A 15,050-nucleotide genomic window follows, 5' to 3' on the forward strand; every position below is an offset into this window, starting at 1 on the left:
ATCCCGGCCGCTTCCTCGCGGTCCCGAGTTGCCAGGAACGTAACAAGACTGAAAGCCGACCGAAAGAGCTTGCGGCAACTTTCTGCAAGCGATGGCGATCGTTACATCCGTGTGTCCGTACGGTTGCCGCAGCTTGCTGTTAGTTCGAGTCGCCTTCGAGTCCACGGGCCCGCAACCAGGGGGCGCGTCCCCGCGTTGACCCCGACATGACCCATGAGCTGACCGCACCCCGGCTTGCAAGCGCTTCCAGCAACACCGGCGCGAGCGACGGATGGTGGCGCGATGCCGTCATCTATCAGGTGTACGTGCGCTCCTTCGCCGACAGTGACGGTGACGGCGTCGGCGACCTGAACGGGGTGCGCGAGCGGCTCCCCCACCTGGCCCGGCTGGGGGTCGACGCCGTGTGGCTGACCCCCTTCTACGTCTCCCCGCAGGCGGACGGCGGCTACGACGTCGCCGACTACCGGGCCGTGGATCCGCTCTTCGGCGATCTCTCCGACGCGGCCGAGCTGCTGCGGGCCGCGCACGCCCAGGGGCTGCGGGTCATCGTGGACGTGGTGCCGAACCACACCTCCGAGGAGCATCCCTGGTTCCGGGCGGCCCTGGAGGACCCCGCCGCCCGGGGGCGGTACCACTTCCGGGCGGGGCGGGGCGCGGCCGGCGAGCTGCCGCCGAACGACTGGGAGTCGATCTTCGGGGGCCCCGCCTGGACCCGCGTCGAGGACGGCGAGTGGTACCTGCACCTGTTCGCGCCCGAGCAGCCCGACCTGGACTGGGACCATCCCGAGGTGGCGGCGGAGTTCGCGGACGTGCTGCGGTTCTGGCTGGACCTCGGCGTGGACGGGTTCCGGGTGGACGTGGCGCACGGCATGGTCAAGGCGCCGGGGCTGCCGGACATCGGCCGCGCCGCCCAGGCCACCCTGATCGGTACGGAGCCGCTCCCCTTCTTCGACCAGGACGGGGTCCACGCGATCCACCGTTCCTGGCGGCGGCTCCTCGACGCGCACGAGGGCCCGCGGCCGGGGCCCGCGATCGGCGTGGCGGAGGCCTGGGCCCCCACCTCGGAGCGGCTCGCGCTGTACGTACGGCCCGACGAGCTGCACCAGGCCTTCAACTTCCGCTTCCTGAACTGTCCGTGGGACGCCGTCGCGATGCGCACCGTCATCGACGAGTCGCTGGCCGCGACGGCTTCCGTGGGTGCGCCGACGACGTGGGTGTTGTCGAATCACGACGTGGTGCGGCACGTGACCCGGTACGGGGGCGGTGCGCGGGGTCTGGCCCGGGCGCGGGCCGCGGCGTTGCTGATGCTGGCGTTGCCGGGGTCGGCGTACGTCTACCAGGGCGAGGAACTCGGCCTGCCCGAGGTCACCGACCTCCCCGACGCCGTCCGCCAGGACCCCGCCTTCCATCGCGGCTCGGGGCAGGACGGGCTGCGTGACGGCTGTCGGATCCCGATCCCCTGGTCCGGGGAGGCGCCCCCGTACGACTTCGGTCCGGGCGGGAGCTGGCTGCCGCAGCCCGCCGACTGGGCGGGGCTGAGCGTCGCCGCGCAGACCGGTGACCCGCATTCCACGCTGGAGCTGTACCGGGCGGCCCTGGAGCTGCGGCGCGCGTTGCCGGGACTGGGCTCCCCCGAGGCCGGGGGCCTGACGTGGCTGCCCGCTCCCGAGGGGGTGCTGCTGTTCACCCGCCCCGGCTTCGCCTGCACCTTCAACACCCGGTCGCAGGCGCTCCAACTCCCTTCGCCGGGACGGCCCGTGCTGTCCAGCGCACCCGTGGAGACGGACGGCCGCAGTGTCCTGTTGCCCCCGGACTCGTGTACGTGGTGGGCATTGTGACGCGTGACCGGTACAGTCCAATCCCGTGACCGCACGGCTAGCCGACATCGCAGCCCAGGCGGGGGTCAGCGAAGCCACAGTCAGCCGCGTGCTCAACGGCAAGCCCGGTGTGGCCGCAGGCACCCGCGAGTCCGTGCTGGCCGCGCTCGACGTGCTCGGTTACGAGCGGCCCGTGAAGCTGCGCCAACGCAGCGCCGGACTCGTCGGCCTGATAACCCCCGAACTCGACAACCCCATCTTTCCGGCGCTTGCGCAGGTCATCGGTCAGGCGCTGACCCGGCAGGGGTACACCCCGGTGCTGGCCACGCAGACGCCCGGCGGGTCCACCGAGGACGAGCTGACGGAGATGCTGGTGGACCGCGGGGTCTCCGGGATCATCTTCGTGTCCGGTCTGCACGCCGACACCACGGCCGACATGGGGCGCTACGACCAGCTCCGCGGGCAGGGTGTTCCGTACGTCCTCATCAACGGGTTCTCCGACAAGGTCCAGGCCCCCTTCGTCTCTCCCGACGACCGGGCGGCGATGCAGCTCGCGGTGACCCATCTGACGGCGCTCGGTCACACGCGGATCGGCCTCGCGGTCGGACCGAAGCGGTTCGTGCCGGTGTTGCGCAAGATCGAGGGTTTCCGGCTCGGCATGAAGGAACGGCTCGGGCTCGGCGAGGCCGAGATCGAGGAACTGATCCAGCACTCCCTGTACACGCTGGAAGGCGGGCAGGCCGCGGCGACCGCGTTGATCGCGCGGGGCTGCACGGCGGTGGTGTGCGCGAGCGACATGATGGCGCTCGGTGCGATCCGGGCCGCCCGGCAGCGAGGTCTGAAGGTTCCGCAGGACGTGTCGGTGGTGGGTTTCGACGACTCCCCTCTCATAGCGTTCACGGATCCTCCGCTGACCACGATCAGGCAGCCCGTGCAGGCCATGGGGCAGGCGGCGGTCCGGACGCTGCTGGAGGAGATCGGTGGCACGCCGGCCCCGCACAGCGAGTTCGTCTTCCTCCCCGAGCTGGTGGTCCGCGGTTCGACCGCGTCCGGGCCCAGGCAGCGGCGTACGCCCTGAGGGGGATCCCGTCATCCCCGGGGTTGAGCGGGCGGTCCCAAGACCGTCCCACGGGATGATCGAAGGCGAGAACGTATCTGGCAGACTCTGTCCCCATGGGTGAAGCGAGCGTGAAGACACTGGAAACCCGGACGGACGTCTCGTCACCCATCGTGACCGAGAACGAGGCCCGCCCGGCCTCCGAACGTTCCCTTCTCACCCGGCTCCGCGCGCCCCGCCGGCCCCGGATCTGGTTCGAGGTCCTGCTGATCGCGGTCAGCTACTGGACCTACTCGCTGATCCGCAACGCCGTCCCGGAGCAGAAGGCGGTCGCGCTGTCGAACGCCGACTGGATCTGGAGCGTCGAGCACACCCTGGGCATCGCCGTGGAGCAGTCGATCAACCATGCCGTCAACTCGGTGACGTGGTTGATCGTCGGCATGAACTACTACTACGCCACGCTGCACTTCGTCGTGACCATCGGCGTGCTGGTGTGGATCTACCGCTTTCACCCGGGGCGTTACGCGGCCACCCGCATGGTGCTCTTCGCCACCACCGGCGTCGCCCTGGTCGGCTACTTCTTCTACCCGCTCGCGCCGCCCCGGCTGATGAACGGGCAGAACTTCATCGACACGGTGCTGGTCCACCACACCTGGGGTTCCATGGCCTCGGGCGACCTCAAGCACATGTCGAACCAGTACGCGGCCATGCCGTCGATGCACATAGGGTGGTCGCTCTGGTGCGGGTTGACGATCTTCGCCATCGCCTCCGCGCCCTGGGCCCGGATCCTGGGCCTGCTCTACCCGACGGCGACGCTGGTCGTCATCGTGGCCACCGCGAACCACTTCTGGCTCGACGCCGTGGGCGGCATGCTGTGCCTGACCTTCGGGTACGCGGTCTCGCGTGCCTGGTACGGATCGCTCCCGCACCGGCTGCCCCGCCACCCCCGGGCCGTGGACCGGCATCCGGTGGCGGCGGCGCTGGCGAACCGCTTCACGCGCTGACCGTTCCTACCGGTCCGTCTCCCATCGGTCCGTTTCTTCTCACCCTGTCTCTTGTCGGTCCGCGCGGTGCGTGATCCGGCCGCCGGACATCGTGAGCCGGATCGGCGCCTGGGCCACTTCGTCCGGCGCCGCGTCCACGGGGTCGAGGGCGAAGGCCGTCAGGTCCGCCCGGAAGCCGGCCGCGACACGGCCCGCCACCTTCTCCTCGCCGGCCGCGAGCGCGGCGTGCGAGGTCATGCCCTCCAGTGCCATCAGCCCGGTGAGGGCGGCTCCCGTCGAGGCCGCGCCGAGGGGGCTGCGGGCGGTCGCCAGGACCTGACGGGCGTCGTGGTGGGCGATGGGCCAGTCCGAGCCGAGGGCGAGCACCGCCCCGGCGTCGCGCAGGTCGCGGCAGCGCCAGGCGCGGGCCGCCCGGTCGTCCCCGAGTCGTTTGGACCATTCGTCGCTGTGGTCGGCCCGGGTGTAGGCGGTGTGCGGCGGCTGCATCGAGGCGATCACCCCGAGTTCGGCGAATCGCTTCAGCTGGTCGTCGGGGACGGTCTCGATGTGCTCGATGCGGTGTCGTGCACGGGCTCGCGGGCCCAGGTCCGCCACCGTGTCCAGGACGTGGCGGACGGCGGCGTCCCCGATGGCGTGGGTGGCGGTGCCGACGCCGGCGGCGTCGAGGGTGTGGACCGCGCGGGAGTAGGCGCGCAGGTCGGGCCAGAAGGCGTCCGTGCCCTGGCCGTGGCAGTCGGCGCGCTCCAGCCAGGCCGTTCCGCCCTCGACGGTGCCGTCCATGAAGAACTTCACCCCGCCGACCTGCCAGTGGCGGCCCCGGAGCAGTTGGAGTTCGACGAGTTCCTCCAGTTCGTCGGGGCCGGCGCCCGGCATGCACCAGGGGGACAGTCGCAGGCGCAGCGGCAGGTCGCCCTCGTACTCGACGGTGGAGAGCAGGGCAGGTACGTCCCCGTCGCCGAGGTCCATCACGTGGGCGCCCGTGAGTCCGCCGGCGGCCATGTCGGCGAGGAGGGCGAGGAGTCGGCCGCGGCGTTCGGCGGAGGAGGGCTTGGGGACGAGGGCGCCGACGAGGTCCATCGCGGCGTGTTCGACGAGGTGGCCGGTGGGTCGGCCCTGCGCGTCGCAGACGATCTCGGAGCGTTGGGCGAAGGTGCGCGGCCCGGTGATGCCGGCCGCGCGGAGGGCCGCTTCGGAGGCGAGGGCGGAGTGGCCGTCGTACAGGCGCAGGAAGGCGGGGGCGCCGGCGAGGGCGTCCTCGACGAGGGAACGGTCGACGGGGCGGCCGCCGAAGGCGTTGTGGTCGAGGCCGTGGCCGGTGATCCAGCCTCCGGGGCCGCGGTCGGCGGCGCGCAGGGCGGCGCGGAGTTGGTCGAGGTCCCGGACGGTGGAGAGGTCGGTGCCGGTGGCCATCTCGATGCCCCAGACGGGGTGGCTGTGGGCGTCGGTGAGGCCGGGGGTGAGGGTGGCGCCGCCGAGGTCGATCACCTCGGTGGCGGGTCCGCGCCAGGCCCGTACGTCGCTCTCGTCGCCGACGGCGACGATCTCGCCGTCGCGGACGGCTACCGCGTGGGCCTCGGGGCGGTCGGGGTCGAGGGTGCGGACGCGGGCTCCGGTGAGGACGGTGTCGGCAGCGGGCACGGCTCTTCTCCTTCGGGGTGTGCGCGGGTGGCGGGCTCTTCGGCGAAGCGGGCGTAGATCTCGGGGCGGCGCGCCTTGAGGCGTCGGGCGAGGCCGAGTCCGCCGAGGAAGACGGCGGGTACGACGGCCACGAGGATGGTGTTGACGGTGGGCGAGGCCATGGTGAACAGGTCGACCTTGGAGGCGACCAGGTAGATCGCCGCGGTGAGCAGGACGGCTGCGACGAGGGGCGCGATCAGGGTGCGCCAGGGGCCCTCGTCGTGGGCGACGCGGCGGAAGTAGACGGGGATGGCGATGGCGGCCAGCAGCATCAGTGCCATGAGGCCGATCATGCCGGGGGTGTTCACCCAGAGCAGCAGTTGTTGGTACGGGTCGGCGTCGGCGAGGGCGAATCCGAGGACGATCACCGCGCCGAGGGCGGTCTGGGCGACGCCGGCGACGTACGGGGAGCCGTGTCGGGGGTGGATCCTGCCGAGGGCGGCGGGCAGGACGCCTTCCTCGGCGAGGGCGAGGCCGTAGCGGTTGATGGCGTTGTGGAAGGCGAGGAGGGAGGCGATGACGCTGGTGACGATGAAGACGTGCATCAGGTCGGCGGCCCACGGTCCGACGTAGGTGCCGATGGCGGCGAAGAAGAGGCCGCCGGGGTCGTCGGCGGCGGCCGCGACGACGGCGTCGGCGCCGAAGGCCTGGATGACGATCCAGACGACGAAGGCGTAGAAGAGGCCGAGGAAGGCGACGGCGATGTAGGTGGCGCGCGGGATGGTCCGGTCGGGGTCGCGGGCCTCGCGGCGGTAGATGACGGTGGACTCGAAGCCGGTGAAGGCGGCGAAGGCGAAGGCCAGGACGGCGGCGGTGCCGGGGACGAGGACCGCGCCGGGGGCGAAGGAGCCGGCGGACAGGCCGTGGGCGCCGCCCTTGAGGAGGACTCCGGCGGCGAGGAGGACGAGTATCCCGGTCTCGGCGACGAGCAGGATGCCGAGCAGTTTCGCGCCGAAGTCGATGGAGCGGAAGCCGCCGTACCAGATGAGGACGAGGCCGACGAGGGAAACGGGCAGCCAGGGGACGTCCAGGCCCCAGAGGGCGTGGGCGGTGTCGGCGGTGGTGGTGCCGAGGAGGCCGTAGACGCCGATCTCCATGCCGTTGTAGCCGACGAGGGCGAGCAGGGCGGCGCCGATGCCGACGTGTTTGCCGAGGCCTCGGGTGATGTACGCGTAGAAGGCGCCGCCGCTGCGGACGTGGCGGCTCATGGTGGTGAAGCCGACGGCGAAGACGGCGAGGGTGAGTCCGGCGAGGAGGTATCCGGCGGGGGCGCCGATGCCGCCGAGCAGGATGGCGACGGGGGCGACGCCGGCCATGACGGTGAGCGGGGCGGCGGCCGACACGACGAAGAAGGAGATGTCGGCGGTGCCGAGGGTGGCGCGGCGCGGGACCGGGGTGGTTGCGGGGGGCGGCGGTTCCGGCGTTGGGGGCATGCGGGGGCACCCTTCTGCGAACGGCGGGCGACGGAGAAGCAAAACCTAAAGGCTTTCGGTTTGCGGCAATGTAGCCTCCCGTTTTGGCGTACGGGAAGACCTGACGGCGGGAGAAAATCGATGGCACGGCCGCGCACCCCCTTGCTCGACCGGGAGCGGATCGGCATGGTCGCGCTGCAACTGGTCGCGGAGAAGGGCGAGTTCAGCGTTCCGCAGATCGCCCGGGCGCTGGGGGTGCAGACCGCGTCGGTGTATCACCACGTGGACGGTCGGGCCGGGGTGGTGGAGCTGATACGCGAGCGGGTCTGCGCCGCGATCGACGGCGGGGCGCTGGAGGGCCTGCCCTGGGACCGGGCGCTGGAGGACTGGGCGCGGTCCTACCGGGCCGCCTTCGCCGCGTACCCGAGGGTGGTCCCGCTGCTGATGACGACGCCGGTCCGGGCGCCGATGGTGCTGGCGCAGTACGAGCGGGCCGTCGGGCTGCTGCTCGCGGCGGGCTTCCCGGTGGAGCGGGTGATGCCGCTGTTGACCGGGCTGGAGAACCTGGTGCTGGGCTCCGCGCTGGACCTGGCGGCCCCGGAGGCGATGTGGGAGCCGACGCCGGGGACCCCGCTCCTGGCCGGGGCGCTGGCCGCGCACGGGGCGGGGGCCGGTGCGCCGGGGCGTGCGGACGCCGCCTTCGACCTGGGCCTGGCCGCGTTCCTGGCGTACGCCAGGGGTCTCCTGGCGGCCCCGCCCGCCTGACGGTCGGGGGCGGGAGCCGGGTACGGGATCCGGGTCGGGTCAGGAGCCGTAGAAGAGTTCGTCGACCACCGCGCGGGCGCGGCGGGTGATGCGGCGGTAGTCCTCCAGCATGTCGCCGGCAGTGCCCTCCGCGTAGCCGAGGTAGCGGCCGACGGCGGCCAGTTCGCGCGCCTCGGACGGGAAGGTGTCCCCCGCCCGGCCGCGGACCAGCATCACGGCGTTGCGGACCCGGGTGGCGAGCACCCACGCCTCGTCGAGGATCTGCGCCTCCTCGGTGGGGATCAGCCCGGCCGCGTGGGCGGCGGCGAGGGCCTCGCGGGTGCGGGTGGTGCGCAGGCCGGGTTCGGCCCAGGCGTGCCGCATCTGCATCAGTTGGACGGTCCACTCGACGTCGCTGAGGCCGCCCCGGCCGAGTTTGGTGTGCAGGGTGGGGTCGGCGCCGCGCGGCAGCCGCTCGGACTCCATGCGGGCCTTGAGTCGGCGGATCTCCCGTACGGCGTCGTCGCCGAGGCCCTCCACGGGGTAGCGCAGGGGGTCGATCAGGTCGATGAAGCGCGAGCCGAGCTCCTGGTCTCCGGCGACCGTCGCGGCCCGCAGCAGGGCCTGGGACTCCCAGGTCAGTGACCAGCGGCGGTAGTAGGCGGCGTACGAGGGCAGGGTGCGCACCAGTGGGCCGGAGCGGCCTTCGGGGCGCAGGTCGGCGTCGATGAGCAGGGGCGGGTCGGCGGACGGCAGCTGGAGGAGTCTGCGCATCTCGGAGACGACGGCCTGGGCGGCCTTCGCGGCGTCCTGTTCGTCGACGCCCTCGCGGGGTTCGTGGACGAAGAGGACGTCGGCGTCGGAGCCGTAGGCGAGTTCGTGGCCGCCGAAGCGGCCGACGCCGATCACGGCGAACCGGGTGGGCAGGGTGTCGCCCCACTGGTCGCGCACGGCGGCGCGCAGGGCGCCGGCGATGGTGGCGGCGGTGAGGTCGGAGACGGCGGAGCCGACCCGGTCGACGAGGGCCCCGTGGTCCTCTTCCGCCGGGTTGTCCTCGGTTCCGTAGGAGCCGATGATGTCGCCGGCGGTGGTGCGGAACAGTTCGCGGCGGCGCACGCCGCGCGCCGCGGCGACGGCGGCTTCGGCGTTCTCGGCGCGGTTGACGGCGGCCAGTACCTCCTGTTCCAGGGCCTCGTGGGTACGGGGCTGGAGGCCTTCGGGGTCGCCGAGCAGGGCGACCGCCTCGGGGGCGCGCATCAGCAGGTCGGGGGCGAGCCGGCCGGCGGACAGGACGCGGGCGAGGTTCTCGGCGGCGGCGCCCTCGTCGCGGAGCAGGCGCAGGTACCAGGGGGTCTTGCCGAGGGCGTCGGAGACCTTGCGGAAGTTCAGCAGGCCCGCGTCGGGGTCGGCGGAGTCGGCGAACCAGCCGAGCATGACCGGGAGCAGGGTGCGTTGGATGGCGGCCTTGCGGCTGACTCCGGAGGCGAGGGCTTCGAGGTGGCGCAGGGCGGCGGCGGGGTCGGCGTAGCCGAGGGCTTCGAGGCGCTGGCCGGCGGCGCGCGGGGAGAGCCGGGCCTCGCCGGGTGCGAGTTGGGCGACGGCGTCGAGGAGCGGCCGGTAGAAGATCTTCTCGTGCAGGCGGCGGACCACGGAGGCGTGCCGGCGCCAGGCCTTGTTGAGTTCGGCGACGGGTTCGGTGCGCAGGCCCATGGAGCGGCCGAGGCGGCGCAGGTCGTTCTCGTCGTCGGGGACGAGGTGGGTGCGGCGCAGCCGGTAGAGCTGGATGCGGTGTTCCATGGCGCGCAGGAAGCGGTACGCGTCGTGGAGCTGGGCGGCGTCGGCCCGGCCGACGTAGCCGCCGGCGGCGAGGGCGTGCAGGGCGTCGAGGGTGGTGCCGGAGTGCAGGGTGGCGTCGGTGCGTCCGTGGACGAGTTGGAGCAGTTGCACGGCGAACTCGACGTCGCGCAGGCCGCCGGGGCCGAGTTTGAGTTCGCGGTCGACCTGGGCGGCGGGGATGTTGTCGACGACGCGGCGGCGCATCTTCTGGACGTCGGGTACGAAGTTCTCGCGTTCGGCGGCCTGCCAGACGAGGGGGCTTATGGCGTCGATGTACTCGGCGCCGAGCGTTTCGTCGCCGGCGACGGCCCGGGCCTTGAGGAGGGCCTGGAACTCCCAGGTCTTGGCCCAGCGCTGGTAGTAGGCGAGGTGGGAGGCGAGGGTGCGGACCAGCGGACCGTTTCTGCCTTCGGGGCGGAGGTTCGCGTCGACGGGCCAGATGGTGCCCTCGACGGTGGTCTCGGAGCAGATCCGCATGAGGTGGGAGGCGAGGCGGGTGGCGGCCTGGACGGCCCGGCCCTCGTCCTCGCCGTCGGGGCTGTCCCCGACGAAGATCACGTCCACGTCGGACACGTAGTTGAGTTCGTTGCCTCCGCACTTGCCCATCGCGATGACGGCGAGTCTGCACCGGGCCGCGTCCTCGGGGGCGGCGGCGGAGGCGATGCGCAGGGCCGCGCGCAGGGTGGCGGTGGCGAGGTCGGCGAGTTCGGCGGCGACCTGCTGGACGTCGGTGGTGCCGCAGACGTCGCGGGCGGCGATGGAGAGCAGGCAGCGGCGGTAGGAGACGCGCAGGTGCACGGGGTCGTGGGCGTCGGCGAGTCCCCGCTCGAACTCGGCGAGTCCCGGGTGCAGGTCGGCCGCCTCGTAGGTGACCAGGGCCTGCCAGTCCTGGGGGTGGCGGGCGAGGTGGTCGCCGAGGGCCTCGGAGGCGCCGAGTACGCCGAGCAGTCGGTCGCGCAGCGGTTTGGCGCTGACGAGTGTGTCGAGGAGCACACGGAGTTCCTCGGGCCGTTGGGCCTCCGCGAGCCGGACGAGCCCGAGGAGGGCGAGGTCGGGGTCGGCGGTGGCGCCGAGTGCGTCGAGGAGCACGGGGTCGGCCCGTACGGCCGACAGGGCGTCCGCGTCGAGGAGTCGGGCGGCGCCCGAGGGGTCGGTGAACCCGCTGCGGAGCAGCCGGATGAAGGTGCTGCTCCTGCGTCCCGGGACTGTCATCCCGCCGCCTCCCGCGTGCGTCGCTGCCGGTGGCCCGGCCGGCTCTGGGGCGAGCCTAGCCGGAGCGGGCGTCCGGCTCGCCGGGACGCGGGGGGCGGCCGGCCGGTACAGATGCATCACATATGCGACACACATGACGAGGAGTATTTGTCCGTTTATCTGACGATCCATGGGGATCCGTGAGCGGCGGGCTCACACATGCGTGCCCTCTACACGGTGGGGCCGACGTACGACCACAAAAACGCACAAGGCACAATCATGCGGGGTCACTTCCGAAAAACATGAGACGTCGGTCACTTCGGTGAACCAAGTTCGCCGTGTTGACCTCTCATTGATCGACCCGACTGCTCGGCGGACTTCACTCCGCCCGGAACGAACCCAAGGCGTGACTGATGCGGACGACCCGTCGCCGATTGCTCCTCGCCGCGCTGCTCCCCGTGCTGACCATCGGCGCCACGGGCGCGCTGGCCATGGCCACCGACCAGCAGACCTCCGCCGAGGCCGGCCAGGCGACGACACCGCTCGTCCTCACGAGCACCACGGCCGGTTCGGTCGTCCAGATAGCCGCCCACCCCGACGACGACCTGTTCTTCATGAACCCGGACCTCAGCCGGTCCATGCTCGCCGGTACCCCGCTCACCACCGTCTACCTCACCTCCGGCGAGGCCGACGGACGCAACCAGGCGCTCGGCGGCGCAGCCAAGGACCCCGCGCAGCCCGCCGACCGCGACCACTACGCCGAGGCCCGACAGAACGGCATACGCGGCGCGTACGCGCAGATGGCCACCGGGGACCGCACGAGCCCGTGGAAGCGCACGGTCATACCCACCGCCGGCGGCGGTCACGCCGAGCTGGACGTCCTCGTCGCCATGCCCCGGGTCAACCTGGTCTGGATACAGATGCGCGAGGCCCGCCACGGGTCGAACGAGAACCCGCTCAGCCTGCACGGCCTGTGGAACGGGAAGATACCCGCGCTCGGCCCCCAACTGGCCTCCGGCAGCCCGGTCAAGCAGACCTACACGTACACCAAGAACCAGCTCATACAGACGATGGTCGGGGTACTGGAGCGGTACAAGCCGACGACGGTACGCACGCTGGACCCGACGCCCGGCCGCAACGAGCGGACCGGCCGCTACACCGACCACCAGGACCACATGTACGCCGCCCGGTTCTCGCAGGCCGCGACCGCCGCGTACGCCCGACAGGTGACCGACCGCCCGCACTTCTCGGTGCAGAGCTACCTCGGGTACCTCAACGGCAGCCTCCCCCACGTGCTCGACCCCCAGACGGTCGACACCAAGGTCGGCTACCTGAAGACGTACGCCTGGCAGGACATGGAGAACTACTGCGGCAGCCCCTCGGGCTGCGGCGACCGCAAGGTCGCGGGCAGCCCCTACGGCTCCAACTGGGCCCAGTCCATGCGCTACGCCCGCGCCGACAGCACCTCCTGGATGGTCGAGGGCGCGCCGGGCACCGTGTACGCCTTCGCACCGCTGGACGGACAGATGGCCGTCTGGACCCGCGACGGCGCCGGCGTCTGGGCGGGCCCCGCGCTCCTCCCCGGCACCGGCATCGACCCGGGAGCGAGCACCGCCCGCCTCCCCGACGGCCGCGTCGCCGTGTTCGGCACCCGCACCGTCCTCGGCCCCGCCCCGGCGGACTACCGGCGCGAGATCGTGTACGCCGTCCAGTCCGCGCCCGGTGGCCCGTTCGGGGACTGGCGCTCGCTCGGCACCCCCGAGACGAACGACGAGTCCGGCACCTCGTCGATCAGCTCGCCCCTGGCGAGCTTCGACGCGGACGGCCGACTGACCGTGTACGTCCGCGACGCGCGCCACACCCTGCGCTCCCGCACCGAGCAGCCGTCCGGCACCTTCACCGCCTGGCAGCGGCTCGGCGGCCAGGACCTCCAGGGCGACCCGGTCACGGCGGTGGACTCGGAGGGACGCCGCCACGTGTACGCGTCGACCCGGCGCACCGTCCTGGGGTGGATCCAGCCCGCCCCGGGCGCGCCGCTGCGCGGCCCCTTCCCGACCGACCTCCCCCCGACCACGATCCCGCTCACCGCGACCCCCGACGCCGCGGGCGTGCGCCTCTACTTCCGCCGCCCCGACTCGGGCGTGGTGCGCAGCGCCCTGGTCACGGCGGGCCCCGACAAGCCGACGGTGTCCGCGATCACCGAGGCGGGCGGCCGGGCCGGTTACGGTGCGGTCGGCGTCGCCGGCCGGGTCCTGACGGGTCGCGCCGACACCGGCACGGTCAGCACGACCACCCTGGGCGGGCCGCCGGCGTGGAAGGAGTCCAAGATGCTCTTCGCGGGCGCCCCGTCGGGCTTCGTCGATGCCTCGGGCGGCGCGACGACGGCGGTCGTCGGCCTGGACGCCGAACTCCACGTCACCACCACCCCGGCCGCCGGCATCGTCCGCCCGCTCTGGCACATGGCGGTCGCCCGGACCCCGTGACCGGCCCCGGGTCGGTCGCCGGAAGCGGTACTCGGCGGTCGCCGGAAGAGGTTCTTGGCGGTCGCCGGCGATCAGCAGTCGGCAAGCGGAGTCGGCGGTCGGCGGTCAGCAGCCGGCGGTCAGCAGTTCCAGGATGCGTGCCGGGGTCCAGTGGCCGGCCGCCCCCGGGCATGCCGCGAGGTAGTCGGCGATGTCCCGCTCCTGCCACGGCCCCGACTCCAGGAGCCCGCCGGCCAGGTAGCGCAGGTAGGCGGCCGACGGCGGCACGGGCTCGACGTCGGCGAGGGCCCACGGCGCGGTGAACGTCAGGACGGGGATCCCGTCGACGGCGCCGGGACAGATCAGCGTCTCGTAGCGCCCCGGCCCCACCGCGTGCCGCCCGGCACGCAGCACCGGCTCCAGGTCCAGGTCGGCTCCGGGCGTCCCGTACATCTCCTGGGCCGCGATGTCGGACAGTTGGCCCACGGTGACCAGGTGCGCGCGGGCCCGTGTCCGGCCGGGCGCCGTCGGATCGTGGAAGCCCCGCCCGCCCGTCCACACCGGGGACTCGGTCGCGAAGTACAGGCACCCGGGGAGTTCCACCCCGATCGACCGTTCCGGGGCCCGATGGTCCCGACAGCCCGGGTAGGTCCGCGTGGCCCCGGGCGGCCGCCCCCCGGCGAGGTAGGCGCCGAGCCGGTCCATGTGCATGTTGGAGCCGTAGGACGCGTACCAGACCCGTCCGGGAGCCCCCGCCCCCACCCCGAGCGAAACCACGGCGTGCGCACTCACGCCCCCATCCTCCCCCACACGGGCGAAGCCCCCGCGCGCGACCGACCCACGGGTCAGCCCTCGCCGGTCGCGGCGGCGGTCCCGGTGATCCCGGCCGTCGTGCCGGTGGTCCCGGTGGTCGTCTCCGTGGTCCCGGTGGTCGTCTCCGTGGTCCCGGTGGTCTCGATGGAGCCCTGGTGTTCCCCGCCGGTGTCGAAGTGGCGGTCCAGGTAGGACCGCGCGTCGAGGGGACTGTCACGCAGCAGCGAGAAGACCTCGTCCCCGTCACCGGGCCGTCCGTCGACGTCCATACGGTGACACTGCGCCAGTTCCAGGTACCGGTGGTCGTTCTCCTCGGCGTACCGCCACGCCTCGGCCTCGGCCCTGGAGACGGCCTCCTCCACCGATCCGGCCTGCCACAAGGTGAGGCGCTCCTCGTACGGGGCGCCCACGTCGTCGGCCCACTGGAACACGCAGCGGACCGCGTACCAGAACGTACCGGGCGCCACCGCATCCGCCGCCGCCATGTCCCTCTCCCCGCGCCGCACGACACCACCGGACACCCGCGCCGATCCCTCCCCCACCGCGTCCGCCCCCGAAACACCCTACGGAACCCCGACGCCACCTCGACTCCGAAGACGGCCGAGAGACGCCCGGGGGGGCGGGGGGGGCGGCCGGGAGGCGGCCCGGGCGGAATCGACGCGTTCACCGGCGGGGCCCCCGCGCCTCCGCTTCAATGTCCGTCATGGAACTCCGAGAGAAGTCCCCGTGGGCGGCGCACAACCACAGGGCCGGCACGGCCTCCGCCCGGGGCGAGTGCACCTGGGCGGCCCCCTGCCCCCACCCCGCGGCGTGGAGCGTGCGGGTCAGCGGCGCCCGTGCCGACAGTTGGTGGGCCGCCTGCGCGGACCACGCCGCCACATCACCGGTACTGTCCCCCGCCGGCACCGACTGAGCCGTGGTTCGCGATCCTCCCGGCCGCCGGGCACGCCCGTGCGGGGGGATGCGGCTAGCGCCCCATTTCGTCACTCTGACGCGATTTGCCGAACTCAGAGACTACCTGCGGTGGCTCTGCGATG

Annotated in this window: 11 protein-coding genes; 6 read left to right on the forward strand and 5 right to left on the reverse strand. The window is 72.8% G+C overall.

Annotation, left to right across the window (positions count from 1 at the left end):
• Nucleotides 1–206 precede the first annotated feature (206 nt).
• The 3 genes from ACQEVM_RS27460 (at nt 207) to ACQEVM_RS27470 (ending at nt 3,878) form a co-directional block, all read left to right on the forward strand.
• Nucleotides 207–1,838 carry a glycoside hydrolase family 13 protein gene (locus ACQEVM_RS27460; RefSeq protein WP_433083357.1) on the forward strand — a complete coding sequence of 544 codons (1,632 nt, stop codon included), beginning with the start codon at nt 207–209 and terminating at the stop codon, nt 1,836–1,838.
• 25 nt (nt 1,839–1,863) lie between these two features.
• Nucleotides 1,864–2,895 carry a LacI family DNA-binding transcriptional regulator gene (locus ACQEVM_RS27465; protein WP_053682904.1) on the forward strand — a complete coding sequence of 344 codons (1,032 nt, stop codon included), beginning with the start codon at nt 1,864–1,866 and terminating at the stop codon, nt 2,893–2,895.
• A gap of 95 nt (nt 2,896–2,990) precedes the next feature.
• Nucleotides 2,991–3,878, forward strand: coding sequence for a phosphatase PAP2 family protein (locus ACQEVM_RS27470; RefSeq protein ID WP_433083360.1), 888 nt, complete (start codon nt 2,991–2,993; stop codon nt 3,876–3,878).
• 39 nt (nt 3,879–3,917) lie between these two features.
• Here ACQEVM_RS27470 and ACQEVM_RS27475 read toward each other — a convergent pair whose 3' ends face one another.
• Nucleotides 3,918–5,516: an amidohydrolase gene (locus ACQEVM_RS27475; RefSeq protein WP_433083361.1), complete on the reverse strand. Its 1,599-nt coding sequence runs from the start codon at nt 5,514–5,516 to the stop codon at nt 3,918–3,920.
• On the reverse strand, nt 5,438–6,988 hold the full coding sequence (locus ACQEVM_RS27480; RefSeq protein WP_433083363.1) for an APC family permease: 1,551 nt from the start codon (nt 6,986–6,988) through the stop codon (nt 5,438–5,440). The genes ACQEVM_RS27475 and ACQEVM_RS27480 overlap by 79 nt, the downstream gene beginning before the upstream one ends.
• A 120-nt stretch (nt 6,989–7,108) precedes the next feature.
• On the opposite strand from ACQEVM_RS27480, the gene ACQEVM_RS27485 reads away from it, so the two are divergent.
• On the forward strand, nt 7,109–7,732 hold the full coding sequence (locus ACQEVM_RS27485) for a TetR/AcrR family transcriptional regulator (protein WP_433083365.1): 624 nt from the start codon (nt 7,109–7,111) through the stop codon (nt 7,730–7,732).
• Nucleotides 7,733–7,771: 39 nt separating this feature from the next.
• On the opposite strand, the gene ACQEVM_RS27490 is transcribed toward ACQEVM_RS27485, so the two are convergent.
• Nucleotides 7,772–10,759, reverse strand: a complete 2,988-nt coding sequence (locus ACQEVM_RS27490; RefSeq protein WP_433083367.1) for a bifunctional [glutamine synthetase] adenylyltransferase/[glutamine synthetase]-adenylyl-L-tyrosine phosphorylase — start codon at nt 10,757–10,759, stop codon at nt 7,772–7,774.
• A gap of 392 nt (nt 10,760–11,151) precedes the next feature.
• Between ACQEVM_RS27490 and ACQEVM_RS27495 the strand changes: the two genes are divergently transcribed.
• Nucleotides 11,152–13,221 carry a PIG-L family deacetylase gene (locus ACQEVM_RS27495; RefSeq protein ID WP_433083369.1) on the forward strand — a complete coding sequence of 690 codons (2,070 nt, stop codon included), beginning with the start codon at nt 11,152–11,154 and terminating at the stop codon, nt 13,219–13,221.
• 105 nt (nt 13,222–13,326) lie between these two features.
• Here the strand turns inward: ACQEVM_RS27495 and ACQEVM_RS27500 are convergent, their stop codons facing one another.
• Both ACQEVM_RS27500 and ACQEVM_RS27505 read right to left on the reverse strand, forming a co-directional pair.
• Nucleotides 13,327–13,911, reverse strand: a complete 585-nt coding sequence (locus tag ACQEVM_RS27500) for a histone deacetylase (protein ID WP_433085407.1) — start codon at nt 13,909–13,911, stop codon at nt 13,327–13,329.
• A 134-nt stretch (nt 13,912–14,045) separates the two neighbouring features.
• Nucleotides 14,046–14,498 carry a hypothetical protein gene (locus ACQEVM_RS27505; protein WP_433083371.1) on the reverse strand — a complete coding sequence of 151 codons (453 nt, stop codon included), beginning with the start codon at nt 14,496–14,498 and terminating at the stop codon, nt 14,046–14,048.
• A gap of 218 nt (nt 14,499–14,716) precedes the next feature.
• On the opposite strand from ACQEVM_RS27505, the gene ACQEVM_RS27510 reads away from it, so the two are divergent.
• A complete protein-coding gene (locus ACQEVM_RS27510; protein ID WP_433083373.1) occupies nt 14,717–14,926 on the forward strand; it encodes a hypothetical protein in 210 nt (69 codons plus the stop codon).
• The last annotated feature ends 124 nt before the right edge of the window (nt 14,927–15,050 follow it).

This window comes from Streptomyces sp. CA-243310 (assembly GCF_050936775.1).
Lineage (GTDB): Bacteria > Actinomycetota > Actinomycetes > Streptomycetales > Streptomycetaceae > Streptomyces.

What these genes read in the sequence shown, in the direction of transcription:
- ACQEVM_RS27460 (WP_433083357.1), top strand. Translation starts at nt 207, where the DNA reads ATGACCCATGAGCTGACCGCACCCCGGCTTGCAAGCGCTTCCAGCAAC.
- ACQEVM_RS27470 (WP_433083360.1), top strand. Translation starts at nt 2,991, where the DNA reads ATGGGTGAAGCGAGCGTGAAGACACTGGAAACCCGGACGGACGTCTCG.
- ACQEVM_RS27505 (WP_433083371.1), bottom strand. Translation starts at nt 14,498, where the DNA reads ATGGCGGCGGCGGATGCGGTGGCGCCCGGTACGTTCTGGTACGCGGTC.
- ACQEVM_RS27500 (WP_433085407.1), bottom strand. Translation starts at nt 13,911, where the DNA reads ATGCACATGGACCGGCTCGGCGCCTACCTCGCCGGGGGGCGGCCGCCC.
- ACQEVM_RS27490 (WP_433083367.1), bottom strand. Translation starts at nt 10,759, where the DNA reads ATGACAGTCCCGGGACGCAGGAGCAGCACCTTCATCCGGCTGCTCCGC.
- ACQEVM_RS27495 (WP_433083369.1), top strand. Translation starts at nt 11,152, where the DNA reads ATGCGGACGACCCGTCGCCGATTGCTCCTCGCCGCGCTGCTCCCCGTG.
- ACQEVM_RS27510 (WP_433083373.1), top strand. Translation starts at nt 14,717, where the DNA reads ATGGAACTCCGAGAGAAGTCCCCGTGGGCGGCGCACAACCACAGGGCC.
- ACQEVM_RS27485 (WP_433083365.1), top strand. Translation starts at nt 7,109, where the DNA reads ATGGCACGGCCGCGCACCCCCTTGCTCGACCGGGAGCGGATCGGCATG.
- ACQEVM_RS27480 (WP_433083363.1), bottom strand. Translation starts at nt 6,988, where the DNA reads ATGCCCCCAACGCCGGAACCGCCGCCCCCCGCAACCACCCCGGTCCCG.